This is a genomic window from Paenibacillus sp. FSL L8-0638, from assembly GCF_038593075.1.
Lineage (GTDB): Bacteria > Bacillota > Bacilli > Paenibacillales > Paenibacillaceae > Paenibacillus > Paenibacillus polymyxa_D.
Genome location: NZ_CP151960.1, coordinates 3,273,279 through 3,293,666, shown reverse-complemented (window position 1 = coordinate 3,293,666; position 20,388 = coordinate 3,273,279). Strand labels below are relative to the sequence as shown.

16 protein-coding genes are annotated in these 20,388 nt (G+C 47.9%); 15 read left to right on the top strand and 1 reads right to left on the bottom strand.

Annotated features, from left to right (window positions below):
- Positions 1-19: 19 nt before the first annotated feature.
- The gene (locus MKY35_RS14460; RefSeq protein WP_029518124.1) at positions 20-1,336 is read right to left on the bottom strand and encodes an amino acid permease; all 1,317 of its coding nucleotides are present in this window, start codon (positions 1,334-1,336) and stop codon (positions 20-22) included.
- Positions 1,337-1,451: 115 nt separating this feature from the next.
- Between MKY35_RS14460 and MKY35_RS14455 the strand changes: the two genes are divergently transcribed.
- The 15 genes from MKY35_RS14455 (at position 1,452) to MKY35_RS14385 (ending at position 20,285) form a co-directional block, all read left to right on the top strand.
- A complete protein-coding gene (locus tag MKY35_RS14455; protein ID WP_342446653.1) occupies positions 1,452-2,348 on the top strand; it encodes a LysR family transcriptional regulator in 897 nt (298 codons plus the stop codon).
- A gap of 126 nt (positions 2,349-2,474) precedes the next feature.
- Positions 2,475-3,032 carry an outer spore coat protein CotE gene (locus MKY35_RS14450; RefSeq protein WP_013310588.1) on the top strand — a complete coding sequence of 186 codons (558 nt, stop codon included), beginning with the start codon at positions 2,475-2,477 and terminating at the stop codon, positions 3,030-3,032.
- A gap of 133 nt (positions 3,033-3,165) precedes the next feature.
- Positions 3,166-4,398: a hypothetical protein gene (locus tag MKY35_RS14445; protein ID WP_342444087.1), complete on the top strand. Its 1,233-nt coding sequence runs from the start codon at positions 3,166-3,168 to the stop codon at positions 4,396-4,398.
- A gap of 110 nt (positions 4,399-4,508) precedes the next feature.
- A complete protein-coding gene (gene mutS / locus MKY35_RS14440; protein WP_342444086.1) occupies positions 4,509-7,328 on the top strand; it encodes a DNA mismatch repair protein MutS in 2,820 nt (939 codons plus the stop codon).
- Between the two features lie 63 nt (positions 7,329-7,391).
- Entirely contained in the window at positions 7,392-9,566 is a 2,175-nt protein-coding gene (gene mutL / locus MKY35_RS14435) for a DNA mismatch repair endonuclease MutL (protein ID WP_342444085.1), read from the top strand.
- Between the two features lie 12 nt (positions 9,567-9,578).
- The gene (locus MKY35_RS14430; protein WP_342444084.1) at positions 9,579-10,427 is read left to right on the top strand and encodes a class I SAM-dependent methyltransferase; all 849 of its coding nucleotides are present in this window, start codon (positions 9,579-9,581) and stop codon (positions 10,425-10,427) included.
- Positions 10,411-11,391 (top strand): tRNA (adenosine(37)-N6)-dimethylallyltransferase MiaA, encoded by a 981-nt coding sequence (gene miaA / locus MKY35_RS14425; RefSeq protein WP_069010611.1) that lies wholly within the window; start codon positions 10,411-10,413, stop codon positions 11,389-11,391. The genes MKY35_RS14430 and miaA overlap by 17 nt, the downstream gene beginning before the upstream one ends.
- A gap of 20 nt (positions 11,392-11,411) precedes the next feature.
- Positions 11,412-11,657 (top strand): RNA chaperone Hfq, encoded by a 246-nt coding sequence (gene hfq, locus MKY35_RS14420; protein WP_029518117.1) that lies wholly within the window; start codon positions 11,412-11,414, stop codon positions 11,655-11,657.
- Positions 11,658-11,848: 191 nt separating this feature from the next.
- A complete protein-coding gene (locus MKY35_RS14415; protein ID WP_342444083.1) occupies positions 11,849-14,509 on the top strand; it encodes a PBP1A family penicillin-binding protein in 2,661 nt (886 codons plus the stop codon).
- 164 nt (positions 14,510-14,673) lie between these two features.
- On the top strand, positions 14,674-15,231 hold the full coding sequence (locus MKY35_RS14410) for a DUF402 domain-containing protein (protein WP_342444082.1): 558 nt from the start codon (positions 14,674-14,676) through the stop codon (positions 15,229-15,231).
- Positions 15,228-15,923: a YdcF family protein gene (locus tag MKY35_RS14405; protein ID WP_342444081.1), complete on the top strand. Its 696-nt coding sequence runs from the start codon at positions 15,228-15,230 to the stop codon at positions 15,921-15,923. The genes MKY35_RS14410 and MKY35_RS14405 overlap by 4 nt, the downstream gene beginning before the upstream one ends.
- 115 nt (positions 15,924-16,038) lie before the next feature.
- Entirely contained in the window at positions 16,039-17,022 is a 984-nt protein-coding gene (locus tag MKY35_RS14400) for an AAA family ATPase (RefSeq protein WP_025718768.1), read from the top strand.
- 114 nt (positions 17,023-17,136) lie between these two features.
- The gene (gene hflX, locus MKY35_RS14395; RefSeq protein ID WP_029517891.1) at positions 17,137-18,423 is read left to right on the top strand and encodes a GTPase HflX; all 1,287 of its coding nucleotides are present in this window, start codon (positions 17,137-17,139) and stop codon (positions 18,421-18,423) included.
- Between the two features lie 111 nt (positions 18,424-18,534).
- The gene (locus MKY35_RS14390; RefSeq protein ID WP_342444080.1) at positions 18,535-19,788 is read left to right on the top strand and encodes a methionine gamma-lyase family protein; all 1,254 of its coding nucleotides are present in this window, start codon (positions 18,535-18,537) and stop codon (positions 19,786-19,788) included.
- Positions 19,789-19,871: 83 nt separating this feature from the next.
- On the top strand, positions 19,872-20,285 hold the full coding sequence (locus MKY35_RS14385; protein ID WP_007430683.1) for a MerR family transcriptional regulator: 414 nt from the start codon (positions 19,872-19,874) through the stop codon (positions 20,283-20,285).
- Positions 20,286-20,388 lie beyond the last annotated feature (103 nt).

Genomic DNA, 20,388 nt, shown 5'->3' with positions numbered 1-20,388 from the left:
TAAAGGCCTTGAGCGGCTACTATCCATGACGGACAGTAGCCTTTTCTTGTTCAGTGTCGGTAGAAGCCGGATGGTTTAAAGTCCGTTTGTGCCGAATTCGGTCTGTGATCCATAAGACAGCGGTGATCAGGCAAGGATACAGCATAGCCCATCCGACAAAGGGGAAAACGACCGCTGTAGAGATAAACGATATCCAACTAATGGCAACGCCCCAGCGACTACCACGTAGAAGCTTAATTCCTGCTGCGCAACCGCCGAGATAGGTCAGAATAAAGGTGGCGTTCGGGAACTGGATCAGGTTAGTGAGTGAAACAGTACCACTACCGTACAACACCATAATGATCACGAAGCAGACGCTAAGAAAAGCAATGCCTCCGATAGGGGTGTGGAATCGTTGGGATAACATGCCCATCCAGCGAAAGGCCTGTCCTTGCCGGGATAAAGCATAAGCGACACGTGAAGCGGCACCCACATAAGCAATAATAGTAGCGGTACAAATAAAGATACCCGTCAAGCCTGCAATTATCGCGCCCCATGGCCCAATAGCCCGACTAATCACCCATACGAGCGAAGCATCCGAACCCCCTGCAAGGTAACTTTGTGTGCCCACAGTAGCCAGCGCTGTTAAGAAATAAAGCAAACCAACAATGACGGCTGCAATGGTCACACCTCTAACGGCCGCCCGCCGGGGATTAGTGAATTCCTCTGACATATGGGACACGGCCTCCCAACCGATAAAGCACCAAAACAGAATCGCGGCCGCTTGACCGACGGAGAGCCAGCCATGTGGAGCAAACGGGGTGAAGTGGATTGTTTTCATCTGAGGAAGTGCTGCGGCAATGGCGAATATAAGGACAGCAACGATAGCTATGACGACTGCGATCTGAATACGTCCCGCAACCTTCATGCCGATCCAATTGATGATCAGGCCCACCGCCAGCATAGCAGCGGCTAACATCATGCGGCTTTCCTCTCCCCAGCCCATGGCTGCGGTCATATAGCCGGCTCCGGTGAGTGCGGCAACAGGTGCCCCAATCGGAACTGACATGAGAAAAAACCACCCGATATAAGCACCGGCACGTGGTGAAAAGGCCAACGTGACAAAATGTGATACCCCACCCGCATTCGGGAATTTGGCGGATAGAAGACCCATAGAAAGTGCCATTGGCAAGATGAGCAGGGTCATAAAACCCCATGCCAGCAGCGATGCCGGTCCCGCCATTTGGGCGGCAAGACCAGGCACAATCAATATTCCCGAACCCAGTACAGCTCCGATATAGAGTGCAATGGCCTGTGGAAGACCAATGGTGGATTGAAGTTTACTTTCACTTGTCATGCAGAAAAGCCTTCTTTCTATTGTTATTTTCTCCAGCTTATCAGATAATCAATCTATCGGAAAAACGGAATATAACGATTGCTTGCATCGGAAAAAACGATTGAAGGAGCGGATTATGGAATCGCGGCATTTGTTTACCTTTTTAAATGTAGTTGAGGCAGGCAGTTTTACGCGAGCAGCGCGTATACTGGATTATGCACAGTCGAGTATCACTGCTCAAATTCAAACGCTGGAGACTGAGTTGGGTACGCCGCTTTTTGATCGCATTGGCAAGAAAATCATGCTGACGGATGCCGGGCGACGTCTGCTGCCCTATGCGCAGGAAATTTCCAAGATGCATGCTATGGCTAAGGATGCGCTTCGTTCAGAAACGGAATTGGCAGGCACGCTGAAAATAGGAGCACCAGAGTCTCTGGCCGCTTTTCGTCTACCGAGTCTGATCCGTGAGTACAGGGAGCGGTATCCGAAGGTTAAAATTGTCCTCAAACCCGGCGAATGCTGGGAATTACGCGATTTGATCCGTTCCGGTGAGCTGGATTTGGCTTTTTTGCTTCAGCCCGAGACAGAGGATAGAGAACTAAATGTCACCACGCTTATTCACGAGCCGATGGCCTTGGTTGCGCCACTCGAGCATTCGCTGGTTACCTATACCCAGGTAGAGCCTGCTGACTTGAAGGATGAAACCATTTTGCATACAGAGGCAGGATGTACGTACCGTATCCTTTTTGAGCAGTATTTGAATAAACACGGTATTTTTTCAGACCCTAGCCTGGAATTTTGGAGTATTGAAGCCATCAAGCAGTGTGTCATGACTGGGCTGGGTATTGCGTTGCTCCCGCTAGTAACGGTACAAAATGAGTTACGAGAAGGTAAAATGGCGCGTTTAGCCTGGGATGACAGTGAACAGCAGGTGGCTACTCAGGTCGCTTATCACACGAAAAAGTGGAAATCCCCGGCTCTTAGCGAATTTTTACAGATCGTTGAGCAGCATGTAACACATTGGCGTGCATGAGTTCAAGCCATCACGGCATATGCTTATACAAATAATATTTTTTCCTTTTCGCCTATTCACTCAACATTCGCCCACAACCTGCATACATATGTATGGAATGATTGATTGTATGGAGGAGGTTCAAGAATGGCATTAAGTCATAAAAATCGTAGAGAGATTATTACCAAAGCGATCTGTGGTAAAGGTCGCAGATTCTCTACCGTAACCCATACCGTAACTCCGCCGAATAATCCGACGAGCATTTTAGGGGCATGGATTATTAACCACCAGTATGAAGCTGTGGCGGCGGGGGACGGCATTGAGGTCGTCGGGACGTATGATATCAATATTTGGTACTCATACGATAAAAACTCGCAGACCGATGTTGCCAAGGAAACGGTGTCGTACGTAGAAAATGTGCCGCTCTCGTATCTTGATCCGAAGCACCGGGCGTCTACAGTGGAAGTATCCGCCGAAGCTACACAGGAGCCGAGTTGCGTCGAGGCCAGTGTGTCTTCTGGAGGTGGCAGCGTAATGATCCGGGTCGAGCGGGAATTTGCGGTGGAGCTGGTGGCGGAAACGAAGATTGTTGTAGAAGTATTCCCGAATGGCAGCAGCGATGATTTTGACAAAGACTTTGATTTTGGAGCGGAAGAGGGGGACTATGAGGAGCTCGACCCCGACCTCATTGACGACGAGCTCTGACAGAAGCAACCAAAAAGAGGGCCGCTTTACTCTTGCGCCGGCTGATTCTGCGCAGGGGGCAAAGGCCCTCCTTTTTTGTTGTTGCGGGTTGAAATTGGATTGAAATCCGTACGTAGTTCGTAGGGGGGATATAATGCAGCAGCCAGGACAGGCGCTCATACGCTTCAGGCAGATGCCAAATGATGAAAAAAAGCGTAGACTGGAGCGTTCAGGCATAGCGGTGCAGTGGATGGATAGCAGTATAGCAGATTTTGCGATAGGCTACGCGGTGCAAATCCATCAACTGCGAGTGTTGGAGATTCGTAGGCGTGCCATCGAAGGCCCTTCCAAAGTCCGCGCATACGATCTGTCTGAACTGGATCAACATTCACCGCTCTATGTCCGGATGGAGCGGCTAGCTGTACGTGCGTTGTATACACTGGGTTTGGACAGTGGTGAGGTGACGCTGACTCCGCTGGGGGAGCGTAGCTGTCAGGTGCGCGAAGTCTCGGCACAGCCATGGTTGAACGATAGACGTTTGGCCACGCTATATGAAATTGCTGCGCGCGAAGGGGATGTTGAGGATGAGAATCTTTCAGCGCAACGAGGGAGAGATCGACTACTCATCGGAATGGACCCTGAATTTGTGCTGATTCGTATGCCAGAGGGACGGGTCGTGCCGGCCTCAAGATATTTGGGGCGTCTCGGCATAGCCGGCTGCGATGCTGTTACGCGTCGAGGACGAACGCTGTATCCAGTCGCTGAGCTTCGTCCAGCGCCGAGTGGAGATCCGGACCGTCTGCTGAAGCACCTGCGTCAAGCTTTTGCAACCGCAGCCCGGCGCATTACCGACCGCACACTCATCTGGCAGGCGGGGGGGATGCCGCAACCGGGTTTTCCACTGGGCGGACATCTGCATTTCAGCGGGGTTGCGCTAAACGGTGCCTTGCTCCGGGCACTGGATAACTATTTGGCACTGCCTTTGGCGCTACTGGAAGACAAGCGTGCGGCCCGGCGCAGACCGCATTATGGCAATTTGGGTGATTTTCGACGTCAGTCGTATGGAGGCTTTGAATATCGTACACTGCCCAGTTTTCTTATCTCGCCACAGCTAGCGAAAGGTGTGATTGGTATGGCGTTTCTCATTGCTACTCAATATCCGCGTTTGCAACGTAGGCCGCTGGGTGAAGAGGAGGCTCACAGAGCCTTTTATGAAGGAAATCAATTTGTGCTTAAGGAGTATATGGAACCTCTTATTTTGGATATGGTTTCACTGGAAATATACTCGCAATATGAAGCTTATGTAGCGCCATTGCTGGACAGCCTCCGCAAGGGGAAGCAGTGGGATGAATCACGGGATTTGCGCCCCTTTTGGAAGCTTACGTAAAATCAAGTGTCGACACCAGGAATGGTTTCATGTTATCGACTGTCATTTTTGATATAATGAGAGATAATTATAAGTTTAAACGGAACAAAGTGTGGGGGTTAGTAAACGGTATGTCTAAATATACACCGATGATTGAGCAGTATTTATCCATAAAAGAGCAGGCTAAAGATGCATTTTTGTTTTTCCGTCTGGGAGATTTTTACGAGATGTTTTTCGATGATGCAATTCTTGCATCCAAGGAGCTGGAAATTACACTTACGGGTCGTGAGGGTGGCGCCACGGAAAAAATTCCGATGTGCGGCGTGCCTTATCATTCAGCGGAAAATTACATACAGCGCCTCATTGAGAAAGGTTATAAAGTGGCCATCTGTGAGCAAATGGAGGAAGCCTCAGCTACGAAGGGGATGGTGCGGCGGGATATTGTCCGCGTTGTGACCCCGGGTACAGTAATGGAAGGCAAGGTGCTGGGTGATAAATCCAACAACTACATGGTATGTGTCACAGAGACGGACGGGATGCTGGCTCTTGCGGCGTGCGACTTGTCAACAGGTGAATTGTATGTGACCTCTGTGCCTGATTCGAAAGAATGGCTACTAGATGAAATTAACATTTATGAGCCGTCCGAAATGTTGGGGGATGGTCATCTGCTCGATTTTGTGGCTTCCCGTATGTCCCCCGTTGGACGGCGTGTTGTGTATACGGCCTGGGACAAATCCAAGGATGATTTGGTTCGGGATCAATTTGGCGAAGCCACGTGGGCAAGGCTTACGGAGGAACGCAGACGGTGCGTATCACGCTTGATTTCCTATTTGAATGAAACGCAAAAAAGATCGTTAGGCCAATTGACCCAAATCTCCGTATATGAGCCAAACCATTTTATGATTCTGGATCCATTTACCCGCAGGAATCTGGAACTGGTGGAGACAGTACGTGAACGCTCCAAGAAAGGCTCGCTGCTGTGGCTGTTGGATCGCACAGAGACTTCCATGGGGGCGCGTCTGTTGCGTCGTTGGATCGACAAGCCGTTGTTGAGCGGCAGTCTTATTGAGGAACGCTTGGAGGCGGTGGACAAGCTATACCACCAGTTTATTTTCCGAGAGGATGTTCGTGCTCAGCTTAAAGAGATTTACGATCTGGAGCGTCTGGTTGGGCGGATTGCCTTTGGTAGTGCTAATGCACGTGATCTGATCGCCCTCAAGCTGTCGTTGGCCCAAATTCCTTCTTTACGCGAGCTGTGCGCTGAATCTCCTTCGAAGACGCTGAGACGGATTGCACAAACGCTGGATAGCTGTACAGACCTGTGTACATTGATTGAGGAAGCGGTGGCGGATGAACCGCCGATTTCCGTAAGGGATGGAGGTCTTATTAAGGAAGGCTACCATCAGCGGCTGGACGAACTGCGCGAGGCGAGTGTCAACGGTAAGCGTTGGATTGCTGAGCTAGAGGCCAAGGAACGTGCAGCAACCGGCATTCGGTCACTTAAAATTGGATATAACAAAGTATTTGGTTATTATATCGAGGTGACCAAATCCAATTTGGCCTCATTACCAGAAGGTCGATATGAACGCAAACAGACGTTGGCGAATGCGGAACGGTATATTACACCAGAGTTGAAGGAAAAGGAATCTCTAATTCTGGAAGCCGAGGATAAAATGGTTGATCTGGAGTATACGCTTTTCTCCGAGCTTCGCAGTAAACTAAACGCTGAAATTCCCCGTTTGCAAAAGCTGGCAGAGCAAGTGGCTGAAATTGACGTGTATCAGTCGCTGGCATCGGTTAGCGCGGAACGGGGATTCGTGAAACCTGAGCTGACTACAGGATATGATTTCGTAGTGGAGCAGGGTCGCCATCCCGTGGTGGAGGCTGTAATGAAAGATGGCGGTTTTATCGCCAATAGCACGGTATTGGAGGAAGCGGATGCGCATATTCTACTTATCACCGGGCCGAACATGGCTGGGAAAAGTACGTATATGCGTCAGGTCGCACTTATTGCAATTATGGCTCAAATTGGCTGTTTTGTCCCTGCTGCACGTGCCAAGGTGCCGATGCTGGATCGCATTTTCACACGGATCGGCGCAGCGGATGATCTCATTGGCGGGCAGAGTACGTTTATGGTCGAAATGGCAGATATCCAAGTAATGACGGACAAGGCAACTCCGCGAAGCTTGATCATTATTGATGAACTGGGACGAGGTACGTCTACCAGTGAAGGAATGGCAATTGCACAGGCAGTCATCGAATTTGTCCATGACACGATCGGCTGTAAGGCACTGGTATCCACGCATTTCCATGAGCTGGCGCATTTGGAGCAAGGCCTGTCTTCGCTGCGAAATTACTCTATGGCCGTGCAGGAAAGCGGCGACAAAGTGAATTTCCTGCGCAAGCTCATACCGGGAGCGGCTAGCAGTAGCTATGGTATTTATTGTGCTCGGCTAGCAGGCTTGCCCAATAACATTATTGAGCGAGCGAATGGACTGCTGAATGGTTTTGAACAGGCAGCGGCTCAAGTAACGGCAGGTACCGAGATAGTAGTAGGAGGGAAGGAAGGGACTGATCTTCGTACAGTTTCAGGGACAGAGGATATTTCTTCTTTGACCGAATATAATTCAGGCCAGACATTGCGAGAAAGCGGAGAAACTGCATCATCAGCTCAGTCTTTATCACAGCAGGCGACCCTGGTAAAAGAAGATACTCTACAGACTGTGGAGGATTCCAGTAGGTTGGAGCAAGGAGTAACCGAAGTGGTACAGCTGTCCATTTTTGGAGAGCAGGAGCTTGCCACCTCCAAGCCCCACGCAGAGACAGTAGAGACGAATCCAATTGTGCGCCAAATTTTGCGCAAGGTAAAAAATGCTGATGTCATGAATATGACTCCTTTACAGGCAATGCAGCTATTAAATGATCTTAAAAATAAGGCCAATGGCCTGTAGTTAAAATAAGTGACATTATTCTTATTTTTCATCACACTTTGAAGTCAGGAGGAGGTTAAAAGGATGTCTAAAATTCGGGTACTGGATGAACATATTGCGAACCAGATTGCTGCCGGTGAGGTCGTGGAGCGTCCAGCCTCCGTCGTGAAGGAACTGGTGGAAAATGCGATTGATGCAGGCGGTACGCGGGTGGACGTATGGGTAGAAGAGGGCGGCTTGCAGAGTATCCGGGTGACGGATAATGGAAGTGGCATTGAGCCTGAAGACGTGGAAACGGCATTCTATCGGCACGCGACAAGTAAAATTGGACATGGTCGCGACCTGTTTCAGATCACAAGTCTCGGCTTCCGGGGAGAGGCGTTGCCAAGTATTGCGGCAGTATCGAAAGTAGAGTTGCTTACAGCAGCCGGAGATGACGGGCGTGCCCGTAAATTAGTGATTGAAGGCGGTAAGCTGTTGCTTCACGAGGATGCTGCTAGTAGGCAAGGGACGGATTTTACCGTACGGGAGCTGTTTTATAATACACCTGCTAGGCTGAAATATATGAAAACAATCCAGACCGAGCTGGGACACATTTCGGATGTATTGTACCGAATGGCGCTTTCGCACCCGGAAGTGGCCTTCACATTGCGGCATAATGGCAATACATTGCTGCAAACGCTGGGTAATGGTGATTTGCTGCAGGTGATTGCCGCTATTTACGGAACTTCTGCGGCGAAATCCATGCTGCTGCTAGAAGGAGAGAGCCTGGATTACCGAATTAGTGGCTATGTCAGTCGCCCAGAGTGGACGAGATCAAATCGCAATGCGATCTCGACAGTAGTGAATGGACGTTTTGTACGAAGCTACGGGCTTAATCAGGCGTTGCTCAAGGCGTATCATACCTTGTTGCCGATCAATCGTTTTCCGCTGGCTGTGATCCAACTGGAAATGCATCCTTCTCTGGTGGATGTTAACGTTCATCCTGCCAAGCTGGAGGTAAGGTTCAGTAAAGAAGCTGAACTGTTTCAGCTGGTTGAAGATTCGGTAAAAGCTGTTTTGGGGCAGCAAGTGCTGATTCCGAAGGCAGTCAAGCGCGAGATCGGTGGCAAGGACAGTGGCTCGTTTGTGCAAGAGCAGTTTCACTTCTCGAAGGGAAATGGTGCGGAAGGGGATGCTCCTTCCGGCAAAGACCAGGGGGGAGCACTGCCACCTTCCGTGACTTCGCCGGAGAGCCAGGAATCGCGCCAATCCAATTACTTGAACAGGAACGAAGAGAATAACAGGGGTAGCCAGGAGCGTGAGCAACGTCCGAGCAGGGATAGTCTCTCAGCCATTGGACGGGCAAACAATCTTTCAGGTAAAAGTATTAATGATGATGAACTGGATGCAGATTTTGTGGAAGAAAACAACGGGAGTGAAGTTAAAAGGGAAGTGCCGCTTCCTGATGGGGCGACCGTACAGTCGTCCGAAGGAGATAATGCCGCAATAGGCACAACTACCTTATACAGCGGAGGGATACAGGAAACAGCTGCTTCTGCTGCTTACCCATATTCTATGCCGCCGATTGCAGGACAAGCTACGGATTCCCGTCATTTCGCGGATCAGAAGCCGCGCCAGCAACGTCTGGATGCGGAGCAATTGGCAGCGGTGTCGGGAGAAGTTCCAGAGCTGCCTACTTTTCCTGAACTGAATTTAATCGGACAGCACCATGGGACATATCTGATTGCGCAGAACGACCAGGGCTTGTATTTAATTGATCAACATGCCGCACATGAACGAGTCAATTATGAATTTTATTATGAAAAATTCGGCAATCCCGAGTCAGTATCGCAGGAGCTGCTACTGCCAATTACACTGGATTTTACGCCTTCCGAAACGGAAAAGTTGAAAACAAGGCTGCACTGGTTTGAACAGGCGGGGGTGTATCTGGAGCATTTTGGCGGTCAAACCTTCCGTGTCAGCTCTTACCCGTACTGGCTTCCCCAAGGGGAAGAAGCGGATGTCATTGAGGAAATGGCCGGATGGGTGCTGGAGGAAAGAGCCATTGATCTTGCTAAGCTGCGGGAAGCAGCCTCAATCATGTGCTCCTGCCGGGCTTCGATTAAAGCAAACCAGAAGCTGACTGATCGGCAGGCTATTGTGCTGCTAGAGCGTTTGGCAGCGTGCAAACAACCTTATACTTGCCCTCATGGGCGACCTATTGTGGTTTCCTTTTCCACATATGATTTAGAGAAGCTGTTTAAAAGAGTAATGTAAGGGAGTATATATATGTTTGAGGACCGGGAAAACCGTGAAGAAGAGCAGTCGAGCCTACGGGAAAAGCAAGTCGAATTACTCGTCACGACAGGGGATTCCCCCTCGGCTGAGGTTGTGGAGCGAGCGAAGTTGCTTGCAGCCGAGTTAGGGGCGCTGTATGCCCCTCGTCGTGGCATATCGGTAGCTAAGCTAATTGCGGCTCACAGAGTCCGTCAAGCGTTGGTTCTGGTGCAGGGCGGAGTAAGGCTGATTAGCCCAGAACAACCACCGATGGCTTTTCACCCCAGTATGGGCTTCATTCGCGCCAAACGGGTATTAAAGGGTGAACCTGACCCGATGTTGACGGCTGCCCGGATCGTCCCGGGTGATACCGTGCTGGATTGCACTGCAGGACTTGGTACGGATTCTCTTCTATTTTCAATTGGAACGGGAAGCTCTGGACAAGTCACGGCTGTGGAGAGTTCTTTCCCCGTCTACGCTTTAATCAAGGATGGAATGAGGCATTACCGTTCCGGCAACGCTGAAGTAGATAAAGCCTTTTCCAACATTGACGTTCGTTTTGGTCATCATTTGGACTATTTGCGTAGTTTGCCGGATCGCAGTATAGATATTATTTATTTTGACCCTATGTTTCGTGATCCGTTGCTCGATTCCAGCGCAATTGGTCCATTGAGAGGGTTGGCAAATCCAGAGGCGTTGAGTGAGGAAAGTATTGTTCATGCGAAACGGATTGCACGAAAAACAATTGTATTAAAAGAAAAACGGGGTAGCGGGGAATTTGCCCGCCTCGGCTTCCGTGTAGAGCAGCGGGGCACAACGAAAACAGTGTACGGAGTGATTGATATTGACAGTGGCACCTAAGCCTAAACTACTCGTTCTTGTTGGCCCGACTGCGGTTGGCAAGACGAAACTAAGCATTGAGATGGCTCGACAATTTGACGCGGAAATTATTTCCGGGGATTCCATGCAGGTATACCGTCATATGGACGTTGGAACTGCCAAAATTTCCGAACAGGAAATGGAAGGAATCAAGCACCATTTAATTGATATTCATGAGCCTGAATACCCATATTCAGTAGCCCAATTTCAGGAGGACTGTCGTCGTCTCATACCTGATATTCAATCTAGAGGAAAGCTACCGTTTATCGTAGGCGGAACAGGTTTATATGTAGAATCAGTCTGCTATGAATACCAGTTTTCCGAGGTAGGGGCTGACGAAGCTTTTCGTCAGGAGCAGCTGGACTATGCCGAACAGTTTGGAGCTGACGCGCTTCATGCGCGACTACAGGCGGTTGATCCCGAAAGTGCACTTCGTTTGCATCCTAATGATCGTCGTCGTGTCGTTCGGGCACTGGAAATTTACCATGTTAGCGGAACGACACTTAGCTCTCAACTTGCCAGTCAAAAAAAGGAATCTCCCTACCAACTCTGCATCGTAGGTTTGACAATGGATAGGCAAATGCTATATAAACGTATTGAAGACCGAATTGACGGGATGCTCGATCAAGGGCTTGTTGCTGAGGTAACCTCCTTAATGGAACGGGGAGTGCGAAGCGATGCCATCTCCATGCAAGGTCTAGGCTATAAAGAGATATCCTCCTACCTGCGGGGAGAGGTGTCTTTGGAAGAGGCGGTGACTTGGCTAAAACGGGATACGCGTCATTTTGCGAAGCGACAGCTCTCGTGGTTTCGCCATATGAAGGATATCCAGTGGGTAGATGTCACTGATTTCGGAAATTTTTCTGCTCATGCAGCCCAAATACACGAAATTATAGCAGGAAAGTTCCGGACAGACCTTGAATATACTTCAAAACAATCCAAATGATTATTGGGGGTACGGCTAAAATGAACAAGTCCATTAATATCCAAGATACGTTTCTGAATCAATTGCGCAAGGATTCTATACCTGTAACGGTATACCTCATCAATGGATTTCAGGTGCGAGGGACGATTAAAGCATTTGACAATTTTACGATTGTGATCGACTCGGATGGAAAGCAGCAGCTGATTTACAAGCATGCCATCTCCACCTTTACACCGCAACGCAATGTATCGCTTGTACAGCAACAGGATAGCGCTAGCGATAACTGATTACGGCTTGACGGTCGTCTTGGGTTCATGAAACTTTTCAGGCGTCCGTCTCGTCTAACTGTATAGGAATGTGACCGGGAGCAACCTGATCAGGGTTGTTCTTTTCATTCCGTTTACTTTCAAGCTGCCGACAGCAAGCTTTAAGCTTATGTTAGGTACCATATGATTATTCGCGAAAGGGAGTCAGGGGAATGCCAAACGATTCATTGTCCAGATCCGGCAATCGCAATAGAAACACATCTAAAGAGAAGCCGAAGGGCAAGAAAAAGAAAATTACAGGTAAGCGAATTGGATGGACGCTGTTTATTACCGCGGCGGTAGCTATATTTTGCGCACTTGGTGGCTATTTATTTGTCATGGTAAATGGCGAAAAAATTTACGATGCGAACAAGGACAAAATCACAGTGAATGAGACATCAAAGGTTTATGACCGCAACGGTGTGCTCATGGGTGAGTTGTCTGTGCAAAAAAGTGATCCTGTCAAAAGTGAAGAAATACCAGACTTGCTCAAAAAAGCTTTTATTGCAACCGAGGATAAGCGTTTTATGGAGCATCAAGGAGTTGATATTTGGTCTATCGGTCGGGCAGCCGTTAAGGATATCGTGGCCCGTTCGGCAGTGGAGGGCGGCAGTACGCTAACTCAGCAGCTGGCCAAAAACTTGTTTTTGACACGTGACAAAACCTTTTTCCGTAAAGCGACAGAGGTATCCATCGCAATGGCGCTGGAGCGGAGGTTGACTAAAGATGAAATTATTACTCTCTACTTAAATCGGATTTGGTTTGGACGCTCCTATTCTGGAATTAAGGCAGCGTCGGAAGGTTATTTTGGGCAAACCAACTTAAAAGAATTAAAATTATGGCAAATTGCTACACTGGCAGCTATTCCGAAAGGGCCATCCAAGTATAATCCGATCAGTAACCCGGAGAACTCGAAGGCACGACGTGCAGTGGTTCTCCAACTGATGTTTGAGCAGGGAATGATTGGTAAGCAGGAAATGGAAGAGGCCAAAGCTGTAAATTACGATTACAAACAGCCGGAAAAAGTTCAAAAGTATCAAAATTTTATGGAATATGTCATGGATGAGGCAGAGGATGCGCTGCCAGGAGTTAGCGGCAATGATCTGATTATTGGCGGTTACAAAATTCATACCACAATGGATGCCCAGGCTCAAAATGCGCTGGATCAGGCGATGGCAGATGATGACATGTTCGAAAAAAGTCCTGACGATCAGCCAGTTCAAGCCTCGATGGTCATTATTAACAACCAGACAGGTGGAATTGCCGCGATGGCACCCGGACGGGATTACAAAAAGGGAACCTTCAATCGTGCTACACAGAGCCGCAGACAGCCAGGATCGGCCTTCAAGCCAATTGTAGCCTATGCGCCAGCTCTCGAATCCGGTAAATTTACGATGGATACTCCTTTGAGTAACGAACGCCAGAGCTTTAACGGATACAGTCCGAAAAACTTGCATGGTTACTCGTCGACCATCAGCATGCTCGACGCGATTACGAAGTCTGAAAATATTCCACCTGTATGGTTGCTGAACCAAATCGGTGTGGAAAAAGGGGTTCAATTTGCCGAGAGCGTAGGCATTCCGATGGACAAAAACGATCACTCACTTGCTATCGCATTGGGTGGATTAAGCAAAGGGACGAATACCCTTGAAATGGCGCAGGCGTACAGCTCATTTGCCAATAAAGGACAATTCCAAAAGGCTTATTCTATTAAGCGAATTAACAATAGTGATGATCAAGTAGTTTATACTCATGAAGAGGAAACTAAATCTGTAATGAGTGAAAAAACGGCTTATGAAATGACAAAAATGATGCAAAATGTAGTCAATAGCGGCACAGGTCGCAAAGCACGTATTGACTGGCCTGTAGCCGGTAAAACGGGGACGACCCAAAGTGGAATTAGCGGTAATAGTGGTAACCGGGACATCTGGTTTGTCGGTTATACGCCAGAATATACCGGAGCAGTATGGATGGGTTATGATAAGCCGGACAGTAAACATATGCTCAGAAACTATAGTGGGCAGTCGGCAGCCTTTTTCGGAAGGGTCATGGGTGAAGCTCTCAAGGGACATCCGGTTACGCAATTCAGCGAGCCGAAGGGATATGAACCACCAGTTGAGCAGAAGCCAGAAGAGCCGGTTCAGGCTACCGCTCCAAGCGGACTGAGCGGGTCTTATAGTCAGGACACCCAAATTGTATCGTTGTCCTGGACTGCGGCGACGGGGGATAATGTACAATACCGCGTGTATCGCAAAGGGGCTTCCGACGCAGGCTTTGCGGCAATCATGGAGGCCATGAAGGGTACGAGTGGTGAAGACACTTCTCCTATAGCTGGAAACACATATGAATATTATGTAGTAGCTTATGGGGCGGATGGTAAAGAATCCGAGGCTTCTAATACGATCCGTGTAGAAATTCCGGCAGAGACTACTCCCATTGATCCACAGTCAGGAACTGATCCTAACCAAAATGGAACCTTACCGGATAATGGCGGAGTTACAGACGGACAAAACGGTACAGATCAGGGAAATACAGATCCTGGCGGTACCAATAACAATAATGGCTCAGGTCAGGTTCCGGCATCTCCTGGAGATACGAATGGGAATGGTGCTGGAGGCACAGGTAACAGTAATGGCAATTCCGGCAATGGAAACGATACAAATCAGGAAAATGGTCAGACTACTACGCCGGATGCAGGGATTTCTGATGAAGATACTATGGTAAATCCAGAAAATACGGATGCATCTACGACTGAAGTCACAACGGATGGAACTCAAGAAGGCAATTCCAACGGTCATTCAAACTCCAATCGTGGACGTCACAACCGGGATTAGCGAATATGTTTTATGTAAGATGATATTGGCTTCAAATCAAAGGTATTTTCAGACCGTTTCACGGTTTGAGAATACCTTTTTTGCTGTTATAAAGGGGTTCTTTTTGAGTGTACAGTTTAAATATGGTAAGCTGGTTTTACCAATGTTGGAGAGGAACATCATTTATGAAGCGCAAATTCGGAGACCGGGCCAACTGGCGCAGAATCACCAATCGCAAGTTTGCTTGCCGGTATGTAGAAAGTGACACGTTTACAGGATATGTGACCCTGTATACCATTTTGAGTCTCAAGGAGCCGTTATGGAAGAGTTACGGTGGTCATACGTTTTGCATAGCCGATAAAGGATATTCCTGGCTGCAATATTATCCAAAAGGTGAGCACTATGTGGTGACTGCTATGTTTGACAATCGGGAGCAAATCGTTGAATGGTATATTGATACCTGCCGAAATCAGGGTGTGACCGATCAAGGAGTCCCTTGGTTTGACGATCTGTATTTGGATGTTGTGGTGCTTAAAAACGGTGAAATCTTCCTGGTGGATGAGGATGAATTGGAGGAGGCGCTACAAAGGGGGCATATCTCAACGCAAGAGGCAGAATTGGCTAACCGTACAGCGGCTGATGTGTTACATCAGATAGATGCCCACGTGTTCCCTTATTTTAAAATGTCGCTGAAACACCGGGCAGAATGGTTTCACAACGGTGATTTCAAGAGAGAACGGTGAAAGTTTTGCAGTGGATTAAAGACATCGGGTCCCAACGCCCTGAGTTGAAAAGCAGGCAGAGTCGCCTTAAGAAAATATCTATGGTAACCAAGCGTCTTGTACTTTCTTTGATAATTTTCATTTTGATCGGATTGGTATGGGCAGGAATCCGAGTGTGGAACATGAATACGGCCGCCTCTACCACTCCGCTCCAGCAAGTGCAAATTGGTATCGTATTAGGTGCTTCTATGTGGGGGGCTGAGCCCAGTCCTGGATTGAAGGAAAGGCTGGAAGAAGCCTTGCGCTTATACCGCAACGGGACGGTACAGCGTCTAATTGTAAGTGGTGGACTGGATAAACCCGATTTTCCGTATACGGAGGCTGAGGGCATGCAACGCTATTTGGTAGATAGAGGGGTCCCTGTACAGCATATTGTGTTGGAAAACCATGCGACCAGTACTTACGAAAATCTGCTCTATAGCCAGCGCATTATGAAGGAATATGGATGGACCTCTACCGTGATCATCACACATAGCTATCATGGCCCTCGGGCGATGGAGATTGCTCAATTCTTAAAGTTTGATCATCCTCAGATGGCTCTGACGGAATCTAAAGTGCTGAATATGCCAATTCATCAATCAAGAGAAGTATTGGCATACGCTAAATGGACGCTGCAACGGTGGTGGATCAGCGCTCAAACTTGGGTTGCCTGAATTAAAGAAAAGGCTTTGTGCACGTTCCCGTTGCTTTTATGCTAATAAGGACATGCCAGACCGAATACATTAATAGGGTAAGCTGTGCCTGAAGAAATGTTGAGGTGATGGATGCATGAACGGACGGGGAATCGCCGCGGGCAAGCGGTCGGAGGAGAGACCTTCCAGACAAATTAATGTCGTGCTGCGTAGCCCGGAGCCGATAGCTTCGGTGACTGTGGACGAGACGGAAGCAGTGGCTTCAACCAAGTCACAGGCGCTACCGCAGTATCTCAGTCTTTATCAGGAAATTCAGAAAGAACTCGATCATCTCGTCGGCTTGGATAACATCAAAGACCTGGTATTTGAGGTATATGCCTTTTTGCAGATCGCCCATATGCGCACGGATGCAGGACTGTTGAGCAATGCACACGTGTATCACATGATTTTCAAAGGAAATCCAGGTACAGGGAAAACGACAGTGGCCCGCATTATCGCTAAAATGCTGCAAAAAATGGGGGTACTGAGCAAAGGTCATCTGATTGAGGTGGAGAGGGCTGATCTGGTCGGTGAGTATATTGGTCACACGGCGCAAAAAACGCGAGATTTGGTAAAGAAATCTCTTGGCGGCGTGTTGTTCATTGACGAGGCTTACAGTTTGGCACGCGGAGGGGAAAAGGATTTTGGAAAAGAAGCGATTGATACCTTGGTAAAGTCCATGGAAGATCAAAAAAATCAATTTATTTTGATTCTCGCTGGATACTCGGGGGAAATGGACTTTTTTTTACGAACGAATCCTGGTCTTCCTTCTCGCTTTCCAATCCAGTTGGATTTTCCTGATTATACTGTGGATCAGCTCATCCAAATTTCCGAGATGATGGCCAAGGAGCGGGATTATATTCTCATGCCTCAGTCCATAATTAAAATGAAGGAGCATTTGCTAAACGAGCGTAATGACAGTCTTCATGCATTTAGTAATGCACGCTATGTTCGTAATGTGATTGAAAAAGCGATTCGGCACCAAGCTGTCAGGTTGCTTAATCAGTACAGGAGCGGGCAACCCGGCAAACAGGAATTGATGACGCTGCGTCCAGAGGATTTGAAAATGGATAAAAGATAGGCGATAATAGGAATCTGAATCACATCGAATGGTATGACATCGAACGGGGGGCCGGCCTGAACATCAGGTCGGTCTCTGTTCGAGAGTTGACATGAAAATAAAGGAGCAAACAATATGGCGAACTCCACTCATGATACACAAACCGAAATGCAGGACAAGGCGGTTCTGGTCAGTCTGATTACGGATGAAGTCAAACGATCTGGCATTAATACGGAATACTCGTTGGATGAGCTGGTGAAACTGGCTGAGACAGCGGGAGTTGAAGTACTGAGCGTCCTGACACAGAATAAGGAAGCCAAGGACTCAAAATGGTTTATTGGTAAAGGAAAAGTAGAGGAATTACGTGCAGTTGCTGAAGAATTGGGAGCGAATACAGCAATTTTTGATCAGGAGCTCTCGGGGGCCCAAGTACGGAATCTGGAAGAAAGTCTGGATCTCAAAATTATTGACCGTACACAGTTGATTCTGGATATTTTTGCTCAACGTGCAAAAACCCGGGAAGGTATTATTCAGGTTGAACTGGCGCAGTTGTCATATTTACTCCCCCGTTTGTCTGGACATGGCAAAAACCTCTCGCGTCTTGGCGGCGGAATCGGAACACGTGGTCCTGGTGAAAGCAAGCTGGAGACAGACCGTCGTCATATCCGTGACCGAATCAGTGATCTGAAACGCCAACTGGAGGAAGTGACCCGTCACCGGTATTTGCACAGGGAGCGCAGACAAAAGAGCGGTATTGTTCAGGTTGCACTTGTTGGCTATACCAATGCTGGCAAATCGACGCTGTTGAAGCAACTGACAGCAGCCGATGTATATATTGAGAACCAACTGTTTGCGACGCTGGATCCTACCTCCAGAACAATGGAACTTCCGAGTGGAAAAGAAGTTATTCTTACGGATACGGTCGGTTTTATTCAAAATCTTCCTCATGATTTGGTGGCTTCCTTCCGGGCTACTTTGGAGGAGGCGAATGAGGCACATCTCATTTTGCATGTCGTGGATGCGTCTTCGGATATGCGAGACGAACAGATGAAAGTTGTAGAGACGATCTTGCAGCAGCTAGGGGCTGCGGACAAGCCTCAGATCGTATTATTTAACAAAAAAGATGCCTGTACCCCTGAGCAACTCGAAATGCTTCCTTCCGGGGAGGGTTATTTGAAAATCAGCGCTTTTGATGAAGGGGATTTGCTGGGCATTCGTGAACTGATTCAAGAGCATCTGAGTGGTGATACGCTGAGATTTCGCATTCCTGCGGAACGTGGAGATTTAACATCGGTGCTTTATCGAATTGGAGATGTACTACTGACAGAGTATGATGGCAATGATGTCATTTATGAAGTTGAAATTCAAAGAGGCGAGTACGAAAAGTATGGTCATGCGCTCAGCGAGTTCACAGAAGGTTAACATCTAATGATGTTTTTGGGTCAATAGAATGATAATGCTCATCGTTCAAAGTGAACAATAATATAACATGAATAGCCTAAGGCTGCGTAAGAGAGAGGGTCAAGAAAGTAAATGGTAGTTTTTAGTCCAGAAATACAGAAAATTCAGGAAACGGCAGAACATAAAATACAAGAACGTATACAGCACATAGATCATATTGTAGATTCAAATCAGTGGAAGGTAATTCAGGCATTCCAGCGGAAGCAAGTGAGCGATTTCCACTTTGCGGGTTCGACGGGATATGCTTACAATGACCGGGGACGTGAGGTGCTGGAAGAAGTCTATGCGGAAGTGTTCGGTGCGGAGGCAGCGTTGGTGCGTCCGCATTTTGCTTCGGGTACTCATACAATTGCCATTGCTTTATTTGGTGTGCTGCGTCCAGGGGATGAACTGTTATACATTACTGGGAGGCCTTATGATACACTGCACAAAGTGATTGGTAAGCCCGGCGACGGAACAGGATCATTGCAGGATTTTGGCGTTACTTATGGGGAAACCGCACTAACAGCGGAAGGTAATGTGGACTGGGAAGCGGTGGAGTCTGCGATCCATGCCAATACCAAAGTGATCGGTATTCAGCGTTCACGCGGTTATGATTGGAGAGCTTCGTTTAGTGTAGCAGATATTGAAGAAATGACAGCACGTGTGAAGGAAATAAAACCTGACGTCATTGTCTTTGTTGACAATTGCTACGGTGAATTTACCGAGAAGCTGGAACCTACTCAAGTCGGTGTCGATTTGATGGCAGGTTCGTTGATTAAAAATCCCGGTGGTGGCATTGCAGAAACGGGTGGATATATCTGCGGCAAACAAAAGTATGTAGAACTGGCATCCTACCGATTAACTGCACCTGGAATTGGTGGAGAAGTAGGAGCCATGCTAGGTACTACACGAGGCATATTTCAGGGACTATTCCTTGCTCCAACACTGGTTGGGCAAGCGGTTAAAGGGAGCGTATTCGCAGCTGCGGTCTTTGAAGAGATGGGATTTGAGACCAAACCTGCCTGGCATGAAGAGCGTACGGATTTGATTCAGGCTATTTCTTTTAGTGGACCAAAGCATCTAATTGCTTTTGTACAGGGCATTCAGCGTGCGGCTGCTGTGGATAGCCATGTGGTGCCGGAGCCGTGGGATATGCCGGGTTATGAGCATCCAGTTATCATGGCTGCAGGTACGTTCATACAAGGGGGAAGTTTGGAACTATCCGCAGATGCTCCTATTCGTGAGCCTTATATTGGTTACATGCAGGGGGGGTTAACCTACTCTCATGTTAAATTTGGAGTGCTTATGGCTCTGCAAACGATGAAAGAACGTAAATTATTGTGAGTTTTTCTAACATGTCATTGACACTTTGCATCAGCTAAATGTACAATAAGGTGTATAATAGATCACTGGAAGGTTGATGACAAATGGGCGACGAAATTCGCAGAAATATGGCCTTATTTCCAATAGGTATTGTCATGAAGCTAACGGACTTGTCAGCGCGTCAGATTCGTTATTATGAACAGCATAACTTGATAGTTCCTGCCCGTACATCGGGAAACCAACGTCTTTTTTCTTTTAATGACGTAGAGCGTCTGCTTGAAATTAAGGCGTTGATCGAGAAAGGTGTTAACATTGCGGGAATTAAACAAGTCATGAATCCGGTTACGAAGGAATCGGAGGAAGCTACGGTTATTACTGCAGATACGGAAGTTAAACGCCGTGAAATGTCTGATACTCAGCTTCACCGCTTGCTGAAACAACAACTTGTTGCAGGCAAAAGACCAGGACAGGTATCCCTGATCCAAGGTGAATTATCACGGTTCTTCAATAAGAGATAATGCTTTGACTTACCTCTTGGTATAAGGTTGCCTTACTTTAAAACCAGGTCTCATCATTTAAGTAATTTATAGAACAACTGATTCGTATATAGTCGTTACAGAA